15 protein-coding genes are annotated in these 14,242 nt (G+C 71.9%); 10 read left to right on the top strand and 5 right to left on the bottom strand.

The genetic code is table 11. The features are described from left to right. Positions 1-22: 22 nt before the first annotated feature. Genes ACQPZW_RS11085 through ACQPZW_RS11070 form a run of 4 tightly spaced genes read left to right on the top strand, consistent with a single transcriptional unit; the run spans position 23 to position 2,946 of the window. Positions 23-715: an ATP-binding cassette domain-containing protein gene (locus ACQPZW_RS11085; RefSeq protein ID WP_433794755.1), complete on the top strand. Its 693-nt coding sequence runs from the start codon at positions 23-25 to the stop codon at positions 713-715. Beyond that, complete coding sequence (locus ACQPZW_RS11080; protein WP_433794754.1) at positions 716-2,152, top strand: hypothetical protein; 1,437 nt, start codon at positions 716-718, stop codon at positions 2,150-2,152. Beyond that, on the top strand, positions 2,124-2,447 hold the full coding sequence (locus ACQPZW_RS11075) for a hypothetical protein (RefSeq protein WP_433794753.1): 324 nt from the start codon (positions 2,124-2,126) through the stop codon (positions 2,445-2,447). The genes ACQPZW_RS11080 and ACQPZW_RS11075 overlap by 29 nt, the downstream gene beginning before the upstream one ends. Then, a complete protein-coding gene (locus ACQPZW_RS11070; protein WP_433794752.1) occupies positions 2,440-2,946 on the top strand; it encodes a hypothetical protein in 507 nt (168 codons plus the stop codon). The genes ACQPZW_RS11075 and ACQPZW_RS11070 overlap by 8 nt, the downstream gene beginning before the upstream one ends. A 62-nt stretch (positions 2,947-3,008) precedes the next feature. Here ACQPZW_RS11070 and ACQPZW_RS11065 read toward each other — a convergent pair whose 3' ends face one another. Further along, positions 3,009-4,133, bottom strand: coding sequence for an alpha/beta hydrolase (locus ACQPZW_RS11065; protein WP_433794751.1), 1,125 nt, complete (start codon positions 4,131-4,133; stop codon positions 3,009-3,011). Further along, complete coding sequence (locus ACQPZW_RS11060; protein ID WP_433794750.1) at positions 4,130-5,917, bottom strand: phosphatidylglycerol lysyltransferase domain-containing protein; 1,788 nt, start codon at positions 5,915-5,917, stop codon at positions 4,130-4,132. The genes ACQPZW_RS11065 and ACQPZW_RS11060 overlap by 4 nt, the downstream gene beginning before the upstream one ends. 140 nt (positions 5,918-6,057) lie before the next feature. Between ACQPZW_RS11060 and ACQPZW_RS11055 the strand changes: the two genes are divergently transcribed. After that, the gene (locus ACQPZW_RS11055) at positions 6,058-7,023 is read left to right on the top strand and encodes an NAD-dependent epimerase/dehydratase family protein (protein WP_433794749.1); all 966 of its coding nucleotides are present in this window, start codon (positions 6,058-6,060) and stop codon (positions 7,021-7,023) included. A gap of 38 nt (positions 7,024-7,061) precedes the next feature. On the opposite strand, the gene ACQPZW_RS11050 is transcribed toward ACQPZW_RS11055, so the two are convergent. Together ACQPZW_RS11050 and ACQPZW_RS11045 are read right to left on the bottom strand one after the other, a co-directional pair. Continuing rightward, positions 7,062-8,423 carry a M20/M25/M40 family metallo-hydrolase gene (locus tag ACQPZW_RS11050; RefSeq protein WP_433794748.1) on the bottom strand — a complete coding sequence of 454 codons (1,362 nt, stop codon included), beginning with the start codon at positions 8,421-8,423 and terminating at the stop codon, positions 7,062-7,064. Between the two features lie 135 nt (positions 8,424-8,558). Then, on the bottom strand, positions 8,559-8,948 hold the full coding sequence (locus ACQPZW_RS11045) for a PPOX class F420-dependent oxidoreductase (protein ID WP_433794747.1): 390 nt from the start codon (positions 8,946-8,948) through the stop codon (positions 8,559-8,561). Positions 8,949-9,012: 64 nt separating this feature from the next. Here ACQPZW_RS11045 and ACQPZW_RS11040 point away from each other — a divergent pair, with 64 nt between their 5' ends. The 5 genes from ACQPZW_RS11040 to ACQPZW_RS11020 all read left to right on the top strand — a co-directional run bounded on the left by ACQPZW_RS11040 (position 9,013) and on the right by ACQPZW_RS11020 (position 13,310). Beyond that, on the top strand, positions 9,013-9,438 hold the full coding sequence (locus ACQPZW_RS11040; protein WP_433794746.1) for a MarR family winged helix-turn-helix transcriptional regulator: 426 nt from the start codon (positions 9,013-9,015) through the stop codon (positions 9,436-9,438). 168 nt (positions 9,439-9,606) lie between these two features. Beyond that, positions 9,607-11,982, top strand: coding sequence for a sensor histidine kinase (locus ACQPZW_RS11035; protein WP_433794745.1), 2,376 nt, complete (start codon positions 9,607-9,609; stop codon positions 11,980-11,982). Then, the gene (locus tag ACQPZW_RS11030; protein ID WP_433794744.1) at positions 11,979-12,407 is read left to right on the top strand and encodes a roadblock/LC7 domain-containing protein; all 429 of its coding nucleotides are present in this window, start codon (positions 11,979-11,981) and stop codon (positions 12,405-12,407) included. The genes ACQPZW_RS11035 and ACQPZW_RS11030 overlap by 4 nt, the downstream gene beginning before the upstream one ends. After that, on the top strand, positions 12,404-12,742 hold the full coding sequence (locus ACQPZW_RS11025) for a DUF742 domain-containing protein (RefSeq protein WP_433794743.1): 339 nt from the start codon (positions 12,404-12,406) through the stop codon (positions 12,740-12,742). The genes ACQPZW_RS11030 and ACQPZW_RS11025 overlap by 4 nt, the downstream gene beginning before the upstream one ends. After that, the gene (locus tag ACQPZW_RS11020) at positions 12,726-13,310 is read left to right on the top strand and encodes a GTP-binding protein (protein WP_433794742.1); all 585 of its coding nucleotides are present in this window, start codon (positions 12,726-12,728) and stop codon (positions 13,308-13,310) included. Before ACQPZW_RS11025 ends, ACQPZW_RS11020 begins: the two co-directional genes overlap by 17 nt. A gap of 159 nt (positions 13,311-13,469) precedes the next feature. On the opposite strand, the gene ACQPZW_RS11015 is transcribed toward ACQPZW_RS11020, so the two are convergent. Next, positions 13,470-14,060, bottom strand: coding sequence for an acyltransferase (locus ACQPZW_RS11015; protein WP_433794741.1), 591 nt, complete (start codon positions 14,058-14,060; stop codon positions 13,470-13,472). Positions 14,061-14,242 lie beyond the last annotated feature (182 nt).

Below are 14,242 nucleotides of genomic sequence, written 5' to 3'. Positions count from 1 at the left end.
TCCCGTTCTGTCGGTCACTGGTGTGACCTTTTCCTACGGTGTCGGCAATGTTGCTCTCGACGGCGTCGACCTTCACGTCGATCCCGGTGAGATCGTCGGCCTGGTCGGCCCGAACGGCTCGGGAAAGTCGACGCTCATCAAGCTCGTCTTCGACCTTCTCGAACTCAAGTCGGGCATGATCGGCGTGTCCGGTAATGATCATCGCTCGCACGCGGCGAAGCAGGACGCCCTCTACCTGCCGAGCGACGACTACCTGCCCGAGTTCCTGTCCGGGCGGGAGTACGTCGAGCTCGTGACCAAGCTGTACGGCGCTCCGCGCCCGTCCGCCGACGACATCGAGTCGCGGTTCGAGACGTTCGGCATGCGCGGCCGCTCCCGCGACCTGATCGAGGACTACTCGCACGGCATGCGCAAGAAGGTCCAGCTCATGCTGGCGTTCCTGCTGCGCCGGCCGATCACGGTGATCGACGAGACGCTCAACGGCATCGACCTCGACGCGGTCAAGGCCTGCAAGATGCAGATGCTCGACCACCGCGAGGACGGGCCGGCGTACCTGGTCTGCACGCACGACTTCAGCTTCCTGGAGGACGTCGCCGACCGGGTACTGGTGCTCGCGCGGGGTGAGATGCTCGACTGTCTGGACGTACCCGCGCTACGCGATGAGGGCCAACGTCTCGGCGACGTCGTCGACCGGCTCGTCTACGGGGGACACTAGATGCGACTGTCGCATGTCATCGCCCTGGCCCGGATGTTCCTGGTCTACTTCTTCCGGCGGGTGCTCTCGTACGGCCCGCTGCGCAACCCCGCCGCGCTGTTCGGCCTGATCGCGCTGGCCGCGGCGACCGGGGTCGGCATGTTCCTGGTGGCCTACCAGTTCCTCGACTCGCTGATCGGCCCGGAGTCGCTGGAGCTGCTGGCCCGGCTCAGCACCGTGTCGACGATCTTCTGGACGCTGATCGCCTTCCTCTTCATCAAGATCCTGTTCATGAAGGCGGACCGGCTGCTCCAGTTCACCCTGCAACTGCCGGCCAGTCACCGGGAACGCACCGCCGCTCTGATGATCTACGAGGCGGTGATGGTGCTCAGCGTCATCGGGGTGCTCTTCCTGCCGTTCTCCAGCGCGCTGGTCGCCCTGCTCGGCATCGCCAGCATCCCGCACCTGGCCACCGGCCTCGCGATCCCGGCCGTGCTCACCTACCTGCTGGCGTCGACGGCGTTCAACGTCGTCATGTCGGCGCTGCTGCGGATCGGCCTCGGCCGGCAGGCGCACCTGATCACCGCGGTGATGATGGCCCTGAGCATCTTCGTCTACAACGCGAACTTCACCGCGCTGGTCCGCGACATCAGTGAGGACTACCTCGCCGACAGGGTGAGCAACCACTACGTCGACTCCTTCGTGTACCTCTCGGCGCGCTGGGGCCAGCCGGTCATGTGGCTGGCCTTCCTCGGGGTCGGCGCACTGCTGCTGGCGCTCGTGGTGGCCTCCTCGCCGCACCGCTACCCCGAGGTCCACAAGTTCACCCGGACCCCGATCCCCGGCTTCCACCTGCCGGTCTGGCCGTACCTCGCGGCCCTGTCACGCCGTTGGGAGAACTGGGTGACGGTCGCGGTGGCGTACGTCTGCGCCGGCATGTTCTTCGTGCGCGGCGACGGCGGCACCTTCCTCTTCGCGCTCGGACTACTGGTCACCCAGGGCATCTACGCGTACTCGGCGACCGACGCCCTGCGACGGCTGCCGGGTTTCCGCCGGTCCGCCGGCTCGGAGGTGACGCTGTTGCTGTCGGCCCAGGCGATCCAGCTGGCCGTCTCGGCGCTGCCGGTCCTCGCCCTCGTCGCGGCCCGCCCGGAGACACTCGCCGACGCCGGCAAGGTGATGGCGGCGTGCGTCAGCGCCATCATCCTCACCACCCTGGTCGGCATCCTGTTCCCGCACGACCGGGACAACCCGTTCTCCGCGTTCGTCAGCTACGCGGTGTGCGTCCTGCTGATCGTCTCGCTCGGCATCATGGTCACCGTCCTGCAGCTGCCCGCCCCCGCGCTGTGGGCCGCGGTCGCCATCGTGCACGTGCTCGCCGTCTTCTACTCGATTCTCGGGATCCGGTCCCTCCAACGAAAGGCACGTCATGCGTCGGCTGCTGTTCGCCCTGCTTAACTGCTCGCTGATCACGGCGCTGGTGACACTCGGCGCGGCCACCCTCAACCTGCTCTACATGATGTTCTCCAGCGACTCCGAGGTGGTCAGCAAGACCGCCATGTTCGGCGCCGTGTCGTTCGAGTCGGTGAAGAATGCGGACGGCTCGCTGTCGGTCGAGGCGGGCCTGGACAACTGGGTCCCGCTGATCGTCTTCTGGGCGGTCCTGACGCTCGCCCTGTTCGCCACCTACCTGACCTACTCGTGGCTCAAGGGCTACAAGCAGCGTCTCCTCGAGACGTCCAAGCGTGGCTGAGGCGCCCCTCCGGGCGGCCCGGGCACTCGCCCGGGTCGCCCGCCGCGTCCTGATCGGGTTCTCGTGGGCGCTCGTCCCGGTGGCCGTCATGCTGGCGGCGGGCGCGACCCACCGCCTGGTCTCCGGCGAGAGCGGGCTGCTGACCCTGTCGTGGCTGCTCGTGGCACACGTCGTGGGCGGCGCCACCGGGTCGTACCTGCTGCACGAGAGTGGTCACGTGCTGGTCCTCAGCGGCTGCTCCGGCGTGCACGACATCGAGGTCCGGAGCGGGCTGCTGCGCTTCTCGGTCGTCCCGCACGGCTCGATCACCCGCGCCGAGGGCATCCTGACCGCCCTGGCCGGCCCCGGCCTCTGCGCCCTCGCCGGTCTCGCGCTGCTGGCCGCCGGCTCCCCCGTCACCTGGTGGTACCTCGCCCACCTGATCTTCCTCCTGCCGGTGTTCGGCGACGGCCGCAGCATCGTGCGGGCGATCCGCGGCCCGCAGACCGCGGCGGCCTGAGGTCGGGCCACCGTGCTCGAGACGGGGCCGCCGCGCCTGAAAAGCGGCCGCCGTGCCTGAGGTCAGGCCGCCGTGCCGGAGGTCGCCTCGAACTGCTCGCCGAGCCACGCGAACAGGTCGGGCAGGACCGCGTTCCAGGTCTTGAAGTTGTGGCCGCCCGGCCGGTCGGCGACGATGCGGGCCGTGTCCGGCGCGTGCACCAGCGGCGCGAAGGCCTTGAGGTCTCGCAGCGCCGTCCGGTCGTCGAGCCCGGCGGTGAGGAACAGCCGCAGCGGGGCCGGCCTCGCGCCTCCGATCAGGATCCGCGGGTCGTTGGCCCGGCGCAGCTCCAGATCGCCCTGGTAGAGGTCGCCGGTCGAGCGGTCGATCAGCGGGCGGAAGTAGCCGGACAACGATGCCGCGCCGGCGAACCGGTCCGGGTGGCGCAACGCCAGGTTGACCGCGCAGAAGCCGCCCGTGGAGTAGCCCACCAGCGCCCAGTTCTGCCGGCCCGTGGCCGCCTGGAAATGCCGGTGGATGATCTCCGGGAGGTCCGCGGCCAGGTAGGTGTCGGCCCGGACGCCGTGGACCGAGTCGACGCACTCGCTGTCGCGGCCGCGGACCGGGTCCTGCTCGGCCATGACGGCGATCAGCGGAGGGAGCCGCCCGGCGCCGATCGCCTCGTCCAGCGCCGTGACGACACCCACGCTCTCCGGCCAGCTGTGCACGGTGCCGGGGTAGCCGGCCAGGAACATCACCACCGGAAGCTCCCGGCCGTCCGCCCGGTAACCCGCGGGCAGGTAGATCTGCGCCGGCAGCGCATAGCCGGTGGCGGCGCCGGCCAGCGTCGCCGGGACCAGGACACCCCGGCCCGGAGCTGCGGGGTGCTCGGCGAGCCAGCGGCCGAGGTCCTCCTGCCCGCCGCCGTCGGCGGACAGTCTCGGCGAGCCGGCCGGGATCGTCTGGGCGTAGGTGTCGCTGCCCTGCCCGAACAGCTCACCGAGCGTGACGTAGAAGTTGGCCTGCTTGTTGACCACCGCGGCCAGGCTGAGCAGGAGCAGCAGCTGGACGAGAATCAGCCCGGCCGCGCGGTGCACGACGCGGAACCGGCCCCGGTCCCAGAACGCGGCGGTGGCCACGGCCGTCGCCACGGTCAGCCCGATCAGCAGGCCGACCACCCAGCCGCTGGTGATGACGATGCCGCTCACCGGGGCGTACCGACCGGCGCGGGAGCGGTGTCCAGGCTCGTCACCGGCCGGCGCGGCGACGGCACGGCCCGGCGGCGGCCCGGCGTCGCCACGAAGCCCTCGGCCACGGCCGCGGCGACCGCCACCTTCGGGAACGACCGGCCGCGCGGGTAGCAGATGAAGCGGGGCTGCCACGTCGGCTGGTACTTCTGGTTCGCCCGGTACAGCGACTCCAGCTGCCACCAGCGGGACAGGAGCTTGAGCAGGCCGTACCACCAGCGCAGCAGTGGACCGGCGCCGAGTCGCTCACCGCGGGCGAAGACCGACCGGAACATCGCGAAGTTCAGTGACAGACGCTGCACGCCCATCGTCGCGGACGCCGCCAGCAGCTCGACGATCATGAACTCGATCAGGCCGTTCGGCCCGTCCGGGTCACGGCGCATCAGGTCGAGCGAGAGACCGTCGGAGCCCCACGGCACGAAACCGAGGACGGCCACCGTCCGGTCCTGTGCGTCGCGGGCCTCGACCACCACGTACTCCAGGTCGTCCGGGTGCGCGAACCGGCCGAGAGCCATCGAGAAGCCCCGCTCGGTACGCCCGTCGCGCCACTGCTCGGCATACCCCGCCAGCGTCTCCATGGTGCTCGGGGCGACGTCGCCGACCCGGTGGACGCGCACCTGGTAGCCGGCCCGCCGGACCCGCTGCACCGCCTGCCGCACGGTCCGCATCGGCCGGCCGTCCAGGGAGAACTCACCGGCGTTCAGGATCGCCTCGTCACCGATCTCCAGCACCCGCAGACCGGCCCGTGAGAAGGCGCGTGCGCCGGCCGGGCCCGCGCCCAGCACCGCCGGGGTCCAGCCGTGTGCCTTCGCCTCGTCGAGCCACGCCGCGATGGCGCCCGGCCACTCCGACGAGGCGCCGATCGGGTCACCGGCGGCCAGGCTCACCCCGTTGACCAGCCGGTAGCAGACGGCCGCCTTGCCGCTGGCGGAGAAGACCGCCGCCTTGTCCGGCCGCAGCGCGAAGTAGCCGAGCGAGTCCTGGTCGCCGTGGGCCGCGAGCAGCTCCCGTACCCGGGCCGTCCCCTCGCCCTCGCTGTCGCCGTCGGTGACCCGGCGGCTGGGGCGCAGGCTCAGCCACGCGGCGAGAACGACGGCGGACGCACCGGCCAGGCCCACGGTGAACGGGATCCACGCCGGCGGGGCCGCGTCGAAGTGCGGCTGACGGACCCCGACCAGCCAGCGCACCAGGAACCAGGCGCCGCAGAGCGCACGGCGGACGCCGCCGGAGGTGCCCGGGCTGAACACGGTCAGCATCAGCCAGCTCGCCAGCGGCCCGACCAGCACGAGCGACACCAGCAGCACGGTCGTCGACCGGCGCGGCCGTCGCCGCCCGGTGGTGAACTCCGACCCGGCGGCCACGGCCACGGCCAGCAGCAGCGCGCTGACACCGATCCGCAGAGTGGCGCCGTGCCGCATCGGGTGTGCCGTATCGGTCACGATGCCGGCGGCGGCCAGGACGATCTGGAGGGTCAGCAGCGACACCAGCCACACCCAGGCGGTGTGCTCGCGGCGGCTCAGGCCACGCGCGACGATCAGGTAGAGCACGCCGCCGGCGGCCGAGGTCATCGCGGGCAACCCGGTCCACAGGGAGGCGTCACCGGCCAGCTCCTTGCCGACGGTGCCCACGGCGGCCAGGATCCCCAGGGCCCCGACGACGGCGTAGAGCAGGCCGAACGCCATCGGCACCCGGCGACGCCAATCCCATCGCTGTCTCTCCAGCATTTCGGCACGCTTGCGCGCCACGTCGCCCTCCCCCGATTCGGCCACCGGCGCCCGGGGATCGCCCGGGGCCGTTGAGAGCCTGCCATCACCGCGCAACGCTGAGATCCACCCGGAAGCGGACGGCGCCTCTACCTTTCGGTATAGGGCGGTACCGTCCATGGATGCGCGTCTTTCTGACCGGCGCCAGCGGTTTCATCGCCCGCGCCACCGCCGCCCGGCTGCGGGAACAGGGACATCAGGTGTACGGCGTGGACCTGCGCGCCGACGAGCCGGCCGGGGTGGTCGCCGGCGACATCACCGCGGACGGCCCGTGGCAGGACCTGGTGGCCGGCGCCGACGTGGTGATCCACACGGCGGCCGTGGTGTCCAACGCGGTGGGGCTGGACGGCCAGTGGCGGGTCAACGTGGCCGGCACCCACAAGGTCCTCGACGCGGCGGTACGCGGTGGAGCCGGCCGGTTCGTGCAGTTGTCGTCGATCCGTGCCTTCTCCGACCTGGGCTTCCCGGACGGGGTGACCGAGGACCATCCGGTACGACCGGACGGCAACCCGTACGTGGACACGAAGATCGCCGGTGAGCAGGTGGCGCTGCAGGCACACGCCGAGGGCCGGATCGCGGTGACCGTGGTGCGGCCCGGTGACGTCTACGGGCCGGGCTCCCGGCCGTGGACGGTCCTGCCGGTGCGGCTGATCAAGCGGTACCAGTTCCTGCTGCCGGCCATGGGTCACGGCGTCTTCAGCCCCGTCTACGTCGACGACCTGGTCGACGGGCTGATCCTGGCCGCGTCGTCACCGGCCGGCGCCGGGCAGGCCTTCACGCTCACCGGCGGAGTGGGCGTGCCCTGCCGGGAGTTCTTCGGCCACTACTACCGGATGCTCGGGCGGCGCGGGCCGATCGTCGCCCCCACTCCGGTGGCGGTCGGCGTGGCTCGCGTGGCGGGCCGGCTGATCCGGCTGACCGGGGCGCGGACCGAGGTCAACGCCGTCTCGATGCGCTACTTCGCACGCACCGGCACCTACTCGATCGCGAAGGCGCGGCGTCTGCTCGGCTACCAGCCGAGGGTGGACCTCGAGGAGGGCATGGCGCGCACCGGGGCGTGGCTGCGCGCCGAGGGGCTGGTGCCCTGAGGGGACGCGGGGACGGCCGGCGTCCCCTCAGGGCGTGATCAGGCGGGGCCGGCGGTGGCGTACGCGGCCGAGCCGATCAGCTCCATCGAGACCTGGAGGCGCTCCAGGCTGATGTTCTTGGCGATGGTGTCCTCCGGGCTGTGGTAGGGCGGCTCCAGCAGGGCCGGGCTCGCCTCGCCGCGCCAGGAGAAGTTGGCGGCGGCGATGCCCACCTCCTGGAACGACTGGTGGTCGCTGGAGCCGCGCAGGGTGACCGGGGAGATCCGGGGGTCGTAGCCGAGCCGGGTGGCGGCCGCCGTGACCTCGTCGGTGGCTCGGTTGGCCAGGCCGGTGAAGGAGAGCAGCCAGTACCGGGTGGCCGGGTCCCAGCTGGTGGCGACCATGTCGTTCTGGAAGACGGCCACGATCCGGTCGCGCTCGGCCTGCGGGAGCTGGGCCACGTGGTAGCGGGAGCCGAGCAGCCCCTGCTCCTCGGAGCCCCACAGGGCGAACCGCACGGTCGCCTCGGTGGGCAGCTTGCGCAGCACCCGGGCCAGCTCCAGACAGAGGACCGTGCCCGAGCCGTCGTCGTTGGCGCCGGGCGCGCCGATCACCGTGTCGTAGTGGGCGCTCACCATCACGACCGGTCCGCCGGTGCTGCCGCGGCGCCGCTCGGCGAGCACGTTGTGCGAGGTCAGGCCCCGGTGCGCGGTGGTGGAGACGGTCAGCCGGAGCCGGCCCGCGGCGAGCCGCTCCCGCAGCCGGTGCTTCTGCGCCTGGGCCACGCCCACCACCGGGATCGGCACGGGAGTGGTCGCCGAGCCGGGCAGGGTGGGGCTGAACGCCGCGGCGCGACGCGGCTCGACCAGGTCGGCGGGCAGGAAGATCACGGCCGCGGCGCCGCGCGCGACGGCGGTGGCGACCAGGGCCTCCCGGTCGGCGGCCACGTAGTCGATGAGCACGATCCTGCCGGTCGCGTCGGCCGGGTAGTCGGCGACCGTGCCGGCGTGGACGTCCACCACGTCACCACGGACCTTCGTGTCCAGGGCGGCGTGCGCCGAGGCCCCGGCCTGCCAGCACAGGTCACGCGGTAGGCCGGGACGGCCCGAGAGCTGGGCCAGGAACTTGTCGCCCACGGTGAACGGCTGCCTGGTCACGGCGTACCCGTAATGGTCCAGCACGCCGGAGAGGTAGTCGGCGGCCCGGTGCTCGGAGCCGGTGCCGCCGATCCGCGGGCCGATGCCCTGGGACAGCACCCGCAGGTGGTGCAGCGCGCGCTCGGCCGAGACCCGCGCCGCGACGCGCTCGTCGCCGGGGGTCAGGGCCGGTGGGCGCAGCGCCCCCGGCCGCCGGTCGCCGACCGCCCAGGCGGGCGCGGGCAGGGCGACCCCGGCCGCGCCGCCCAGGGCGATCGTCAGCATCCGCCGTCGGCTCAGTGAAGAATTCCGGCCTGGTGTGTCCAAGACTCCCCCTCGCTGAAAGAGATCATCCGTCCCGGTCGGGATGACGATCATCATGCGAGAAAGACTATGGTCAATATTTATCGAGGACAATCGTCATTGATGGCTGACCGCCGTCGGGCGCACCACGTAGACGACCCGGTGCGCCACGTCGCCGGGCGGCAGCGGCATGTCGAGCCGGTACCGCGCGGCGAGCTCGGCGAAGAACACGCCCTCGGTGTCCGGCTCGATCCGCTCGACCGTGCCGCGCACCTCGAGATAGCGGTACGGCTGATCGGGATCGTTGATCGACAGGCTGATCCGCGGCTCCCCGACCACGTTGCGGTACTTACGGCGCGTGGTCGTGTTGGTGAACCGCAGGAACTCGCCGTCGAACGCGAACCACATCGGGTTGACCTGCGGCTCGCCGTCGTCGCGCACGGTGCCGAGGTGCCCGAAGAGGGGCCGCTCCAGCAGATCGATGTGACTGTCCGGAATGATGCTCATGTGACAGCACTCTGGCATAAACCAGAGGTCTCACACAACCCCGGGCCGTGGCAGAATGCGACCCATGAGCGGGATCGAAGACCGGCTGGGCCTCGTCATCAAACGCGCCGAGCAGGCCCTGATCGCCCGCAAGACCGCCGCGCTGCGCGAGTTCGGCCTGACCGTCCCGCAGTACGCGGCGCTCCTGCTGCTCTCCGGCGGCGACGGCATGTCCGCCGCCCAGCTGGCCCGGGAGTCGCTGGTAACCCCGCAGACGATGGCCACCGTGCTGACCAACCTGGAGGCCAAGGGCCTGATCGAGCGCGACCAGTCCCCGCTGCATCAGAAGGTCGTGGTCAACCGGGTCACCCCGGCCGGCGCCGCACTCCTCACCGGCGCCGACGCGGCCGCCGTCCGGATCGAGCGCTCACTCGCCGCCGCGTTCACCGACACCGAGCGCCGGCAGCTGACCGAGCTCCTCGATCGCGCGATCACCACGCTCACCGCCTGACCACCCGTTCGTAGGACGTCGCGCTCCGGCCCCGGCTCGAACCGGAGGTGAGGAGCCCACTGCGGTCCTGTCGCCCGATAGAGGTGTTGACCGCCATCTTTGCGTCCGTCAATTCTGTCCCGCGTCGCGAGAGCTGAGGTCCCGCGTCGCGAGAGCAGAGGAGACCTGATGGGGCGGGACGGGCGCACCGACCGGAGCCGGACCATCCGCAGCCGCATCGTCCGCATGCTGGCGCTGCCGGTCGCGGCCATGATGCTGCTGCTCGCGGTGGTCGTCACCGAGGAGTTCGCCGAGTATCGGCTGGCCTCCCGGACCGGGCACGCCATCACCCTCGACCTGGCCGTGCAGGGGCTGGCCCAGGAGGTGCAGACCGAGCGTGGCGTCACCGTCGGCCTGCTCGCCGGCAACCAGGACTTCGCCGCCGAGATCGCACCGGCGCGGCAGCGCACCGACACCCGGCGCGCCGCCGTCGAGCAGGTGGTCGACGAGCGCGGCGACCTGGACGGGCAGGTCGGCGAGGCGCTCGAGCAGGCGGAGGCGCTCGCGTCGATCCGGGGTGAGGTTGACGGCGGCGGAGCCGACCGGACCGAGGTCTTCGAGGAGTACAACGAGGTCGTCGCGGAGCTCGGCGAGGTCTACTTCGCGCTGGACAACGCCGCCGACGCCACCATGCGCCTGGGCTCGGAGTCGCTGGCGATGCTCAACCTGGCCAAGGAGGCCACCGCACGGCAGCGGGCCTTCCTCAACGGCGTCTTCTCGGCCGGCGGGTTCGCCGACGGCGAGTTCCTGCGGTACGTCCAGCTGCGCGCCGACCTGAACGCCGCCTACGCCGAGTTCGAGGAGTACGCGACGCCGGAGGCCCTCGCCGCCCGCGACCAGATCCTGGCGAGCGCCCCCGCCAAACGCGCTCAGCAGCTGGAGAACCGGGCGCTGCGCTCCGGCGACGGCAAGGCGCTGCGGGCCGACGCGCAGCTCTGGTGGACCTCGACCGGGCCGGTGCTCGACGACATGTCGGCACTGGCCCAGACGATCGGCGCGAGCCTGCAGGCCCGCGCCAAGGTGCTGCTCGACGAGGCGAACCTGCGGCTCGCCGGGCTCGGCGCGGTGGTCGCGGCCTGCATCGGCATCGCCGTCTACCTGGGTACGATCGCCGCCCGCTCGATCGCGAGCCCGCTATCCGACCTCGCCGCCGAGGCGAACCGGCTGGCCGGCGAGCGACTGCCGGAGGCCGTCCAGCGGGCGGTGGCCGGAGACGCGACCGGGCCGCCGGGGTCGGTGCGGGTGGCCGAGACGGCCAGTTCCGAGGTGCGGCTCGTGGCGGACGCGTTCGACCGGGTGCAGGCGACCGCGTACGCGCTGGCCACCGAGCAGGCCGAGCTGCGCCGGGCGGGCGCCGAGTCGCTGGCCAACCTGGGCCGCCGCAACCAGAACCTGCTGCGCCGCCAGCTCGGCTTCATCACCCGGCTGGAACAGGAGGAGTCGAGTCCCACCGGCCTGGCCAACCTGTTCGAGCTGGACCACCTGGCCACCCGCATGCGCCGTAATGCGGAGAGCCTGCTGGTGCTCGTCGGCGCGGCCAGCCCCCGGCAGTGGTCCCGGCCGCTGCCGCTGACCGACGTGATCCGGGCCGCGGTCTCCGAGGTCGAGGAGTACCGGCGGGTGTCACTGCGCCGGCTCGACGAGGCCCTGGTGTCCGGCTCCACGGCCAGCGGCCTGGCCCACATGCTCGCCGAGCTGATCGAGAACGGACTCGCCTTCTCCCCGCCGGACCTCGACGTGGAGTTGCACGGGCGGATCGTCGACGACGGCTACCTGATCGCGGTCTGCGACCAGGGCGTCGGGATGAGCGAGGAGGAGCTGGAGGTGGCCAACCGGCGGCTGCGGGGCGAGGGCGACTTCCTCACCGCGCCGGCCCGGTTCCTCGGCCACTACGTGGTCGGCCGGCTCGCCGCCGACATGGGCGTCGGCGTGCAGCTGGCCCGCTCGCCGGTGACCGGGGTGACCGCCCGGGTCAGCCTGCCCACCGAGATGCTCGCGCCCCCGGCCGTCTCCCTCGACGGCCCGCCCGCCGGCTCCCCGGCCAGGATCGTCCCCGAGGTGCGCGGCGTCCCGGCCGTCGCCGGGCCGGAACCGGTCGAGCTGCCCTCGTTGCAACCGCCGGAGCCCCCGTCACAACCGCTGCAGATCGACTACGTGGTGCTGGGCGAGCAACCGTCCGTGCCCGCGCCGCGACGGCCGGCCGAGGCCGCGCTCCCGCCGGCCGAGCACACCGTCAACGGCCTGCGCCGGCGCACCCCCCGGTCGCAGCGGAACCGGTCCGAGACGACGGCGCCGCTCCCGGCCGTCACGAACGAGCCGACCGTCCCGATCGCCACGTCGCCCGAGGCGGTCCGCGACCGCCTGACCGCTCTGCGCGCGGGCATCCAGCGTGGAACCGGCAATGGCCGGCACGCGGTCAACCCCTCTGCGCCCGACGGCGAGTCCGGTGGCGCGAGCCTGCCTCGCCGTCGTGAACGCAGTTTCATCAGTGAGGAGATCCTGTGAGCGTCGAGGCCCCGGCCGATCGGCACCAGTTCAACTGGCTGCTCGGCAACTTCGTCCATCAGGCCGACGGTGTACGCGACGCGGTGGCGGTCTCCTCCGACGGCCTGCTGATCGCCGCGTCCGACGGACTGGCCCGTGCCGAGGCCGACCAGCTCGGGGCGATCGTCTCCAGCATGGCCAGCCTGGCCCGCAGCGCCTCCCGCCGGTACGACTTCGACGGCCTCAAACTCATCATGATCGAGATGCTGCGGGGCTTCCTGGTGATCTCGGTGATCCCGGGCGGCAGCTGCCTGGGCGTGGTGGCCTCCGGCGACAGCGACCTGGGCCTGGTCGGATACGAGATCTCGATGCTCGCCGAACGGTTCGGTGACCTGCTGACCCCGGCCCTGATCGCCGAATCGCGGCAGCACCTGCCCCGGTCATGAGCCACGACGCCGAGGAGCCGGTGGTCCGCCCGTTCATGCTCACCAACGGGCGCACCCAGCCACTGCAGGACGGGCTGCGGATCGAGACCCAGTTGTACGCCGCACCGGCCGCCCTGTCCGCGCCACTGCGGTTCGAGGCCCGCCGGATCGTCGAGCTCTGCCAGCGCCCGATGTCGATGGCCGATCTGTCGTCGGCGTTGCACGCTCCGCTGGGCGTCGTCCGGGTGATCGTCGCGGACCTGATGACGCAGGGCTTGTTGCAAGCCGGCGAGATGCCCGGCGAGCTGACCACCGCGTTGATCGAGAGGATCAGGGATCGTGTTCGGGCGCTCTAACACGGTGGCGGCGCCGTCACCGGTCGCCGTCAAGATCGTGATCAGCGGTGGGTTCGGGGTGGGCAAGACCACCTTCGTCGGCGCGATCTCGGAGATCGAGCCGCTGGTGACCGAGGCCGAGATGACCGAGCGGTCGATCGGGGTGGACGACACGTCGGCGGTCGCCGGGAAGACCACCACCACGGTCGCCCTCGACTTCGGCCGGATCACCCTCGACGAGTCGCTGCTGCTCTACCTGTTCGGCACGCCGGGGCAGGACCGGTTCGCGTTCCTCTGGGACGACCTGGTGCACGGGGCGCTCGGCGCGATCGTGCTGGTCGACACCCGCCGGATCGAGGACTGCTTCCCGGCGATCGACTACTTCGAGGAGCACGACATCCCGTTCATCATCGGGATCAACGCCTTCGAGGGGGCGCGCCGCTTCGACCCGGCGGAGATCCGCGACGCGCTGGGGGTCGCGGAGGGCATGCCGTTGCTGGAGTGCGACGCCCGCCACCGCGATTCGGTGAAGACGGTCCTGGTCGCCCTCACCGAACGGGTGCTGGCCCGCCGCCTGGCCCACCAGTAGCTCCGGGCCGGCGCCCCGTGTCGTATCCACGGGCGGGGAGGCAGCGTCGGGGGCCGGCCGAGGTCGGGACCACCGCATTCAGCCCGGCGCCCGCGGTGCGGCCGGGAGTGACGGCTGCGTCGCGGGGTAGGGAACGGGACTCCGCGTAGCCGTACCCGATCAGCGTTCGGTGAGGATGCCGTCTTCCTCGACGTATTCGGCGGACGTCTCGGGGCAGACCCAGAGGTTTCCGTCCTTGGCGACCAACGGTCGGCCGGCCCGGCCGACCCAGCCGACGCGGCGGGCCGGGACGCCGACCACCAGGGCGAAGTCGGGGACGTCCTTGGTGACGACGGCGCCGGCGGCGACCAGGGCCCACCGGCCGACGGTGACCGGCGCGACGCAGACGGCGCGGGCGCCGATCGCGGCGCCGTCACCGATGGTGACGCCGACGGCGGTCCAGTCGTCGCCGGTCTTGAGGCGGCCGTCGGGGGTGACGGCGCGCGGGTACTCGTCGTTGGTGAGCACGGCGGCCGGGCCGATGAAGACGCCGTCGCCGAGGCGGGCCGGCTCGTAGACGAGCGCGTGGTTCTGCAGCTTGACGTTGTCGCCGATGACCACGCCGGGACCGACGTACGCGCCGCGGCCGACGTTGCAGTCCGTGCCGAGTGTGGCATTCTCGCGGATCTGGGCGAGATGCCAGATACGCGTGCCGGCGCCGATGGAGGCCCGCTCGTCCACATCGGCGGTCGGGGCGACATTGACGGTCATGTGGAGCCTTCCGGAAGATCGGCGAGAACCGGGCACAGGCTAGCCTCCGGGAGTCCGAACCGATGTCAGCAAAACGACGTTCCCGGCCGAACTGACCGTTGGGTTGCGTGATCGCTGACCGACAGGCGTACCCCGATCAGCCGAAGGGACGCGATGACCCCGCAGCTCCGTCGGAAATCCGG

This window comes from Actinoplanes sp. CA-252034 (assembly GCF_050956125.1).
In the GTDB taxonomy this organism is placed as follows: domain Bacteria; phylum Actinomycetota; class Actinomycetes; order Mycobacteriales; family Micromonosporaceae; genus Actinoplanes.
Note: the sequence above shows the minus strand (reverse complement) of the source record. Positions and strands in the feature narration are given on the sequence as shown.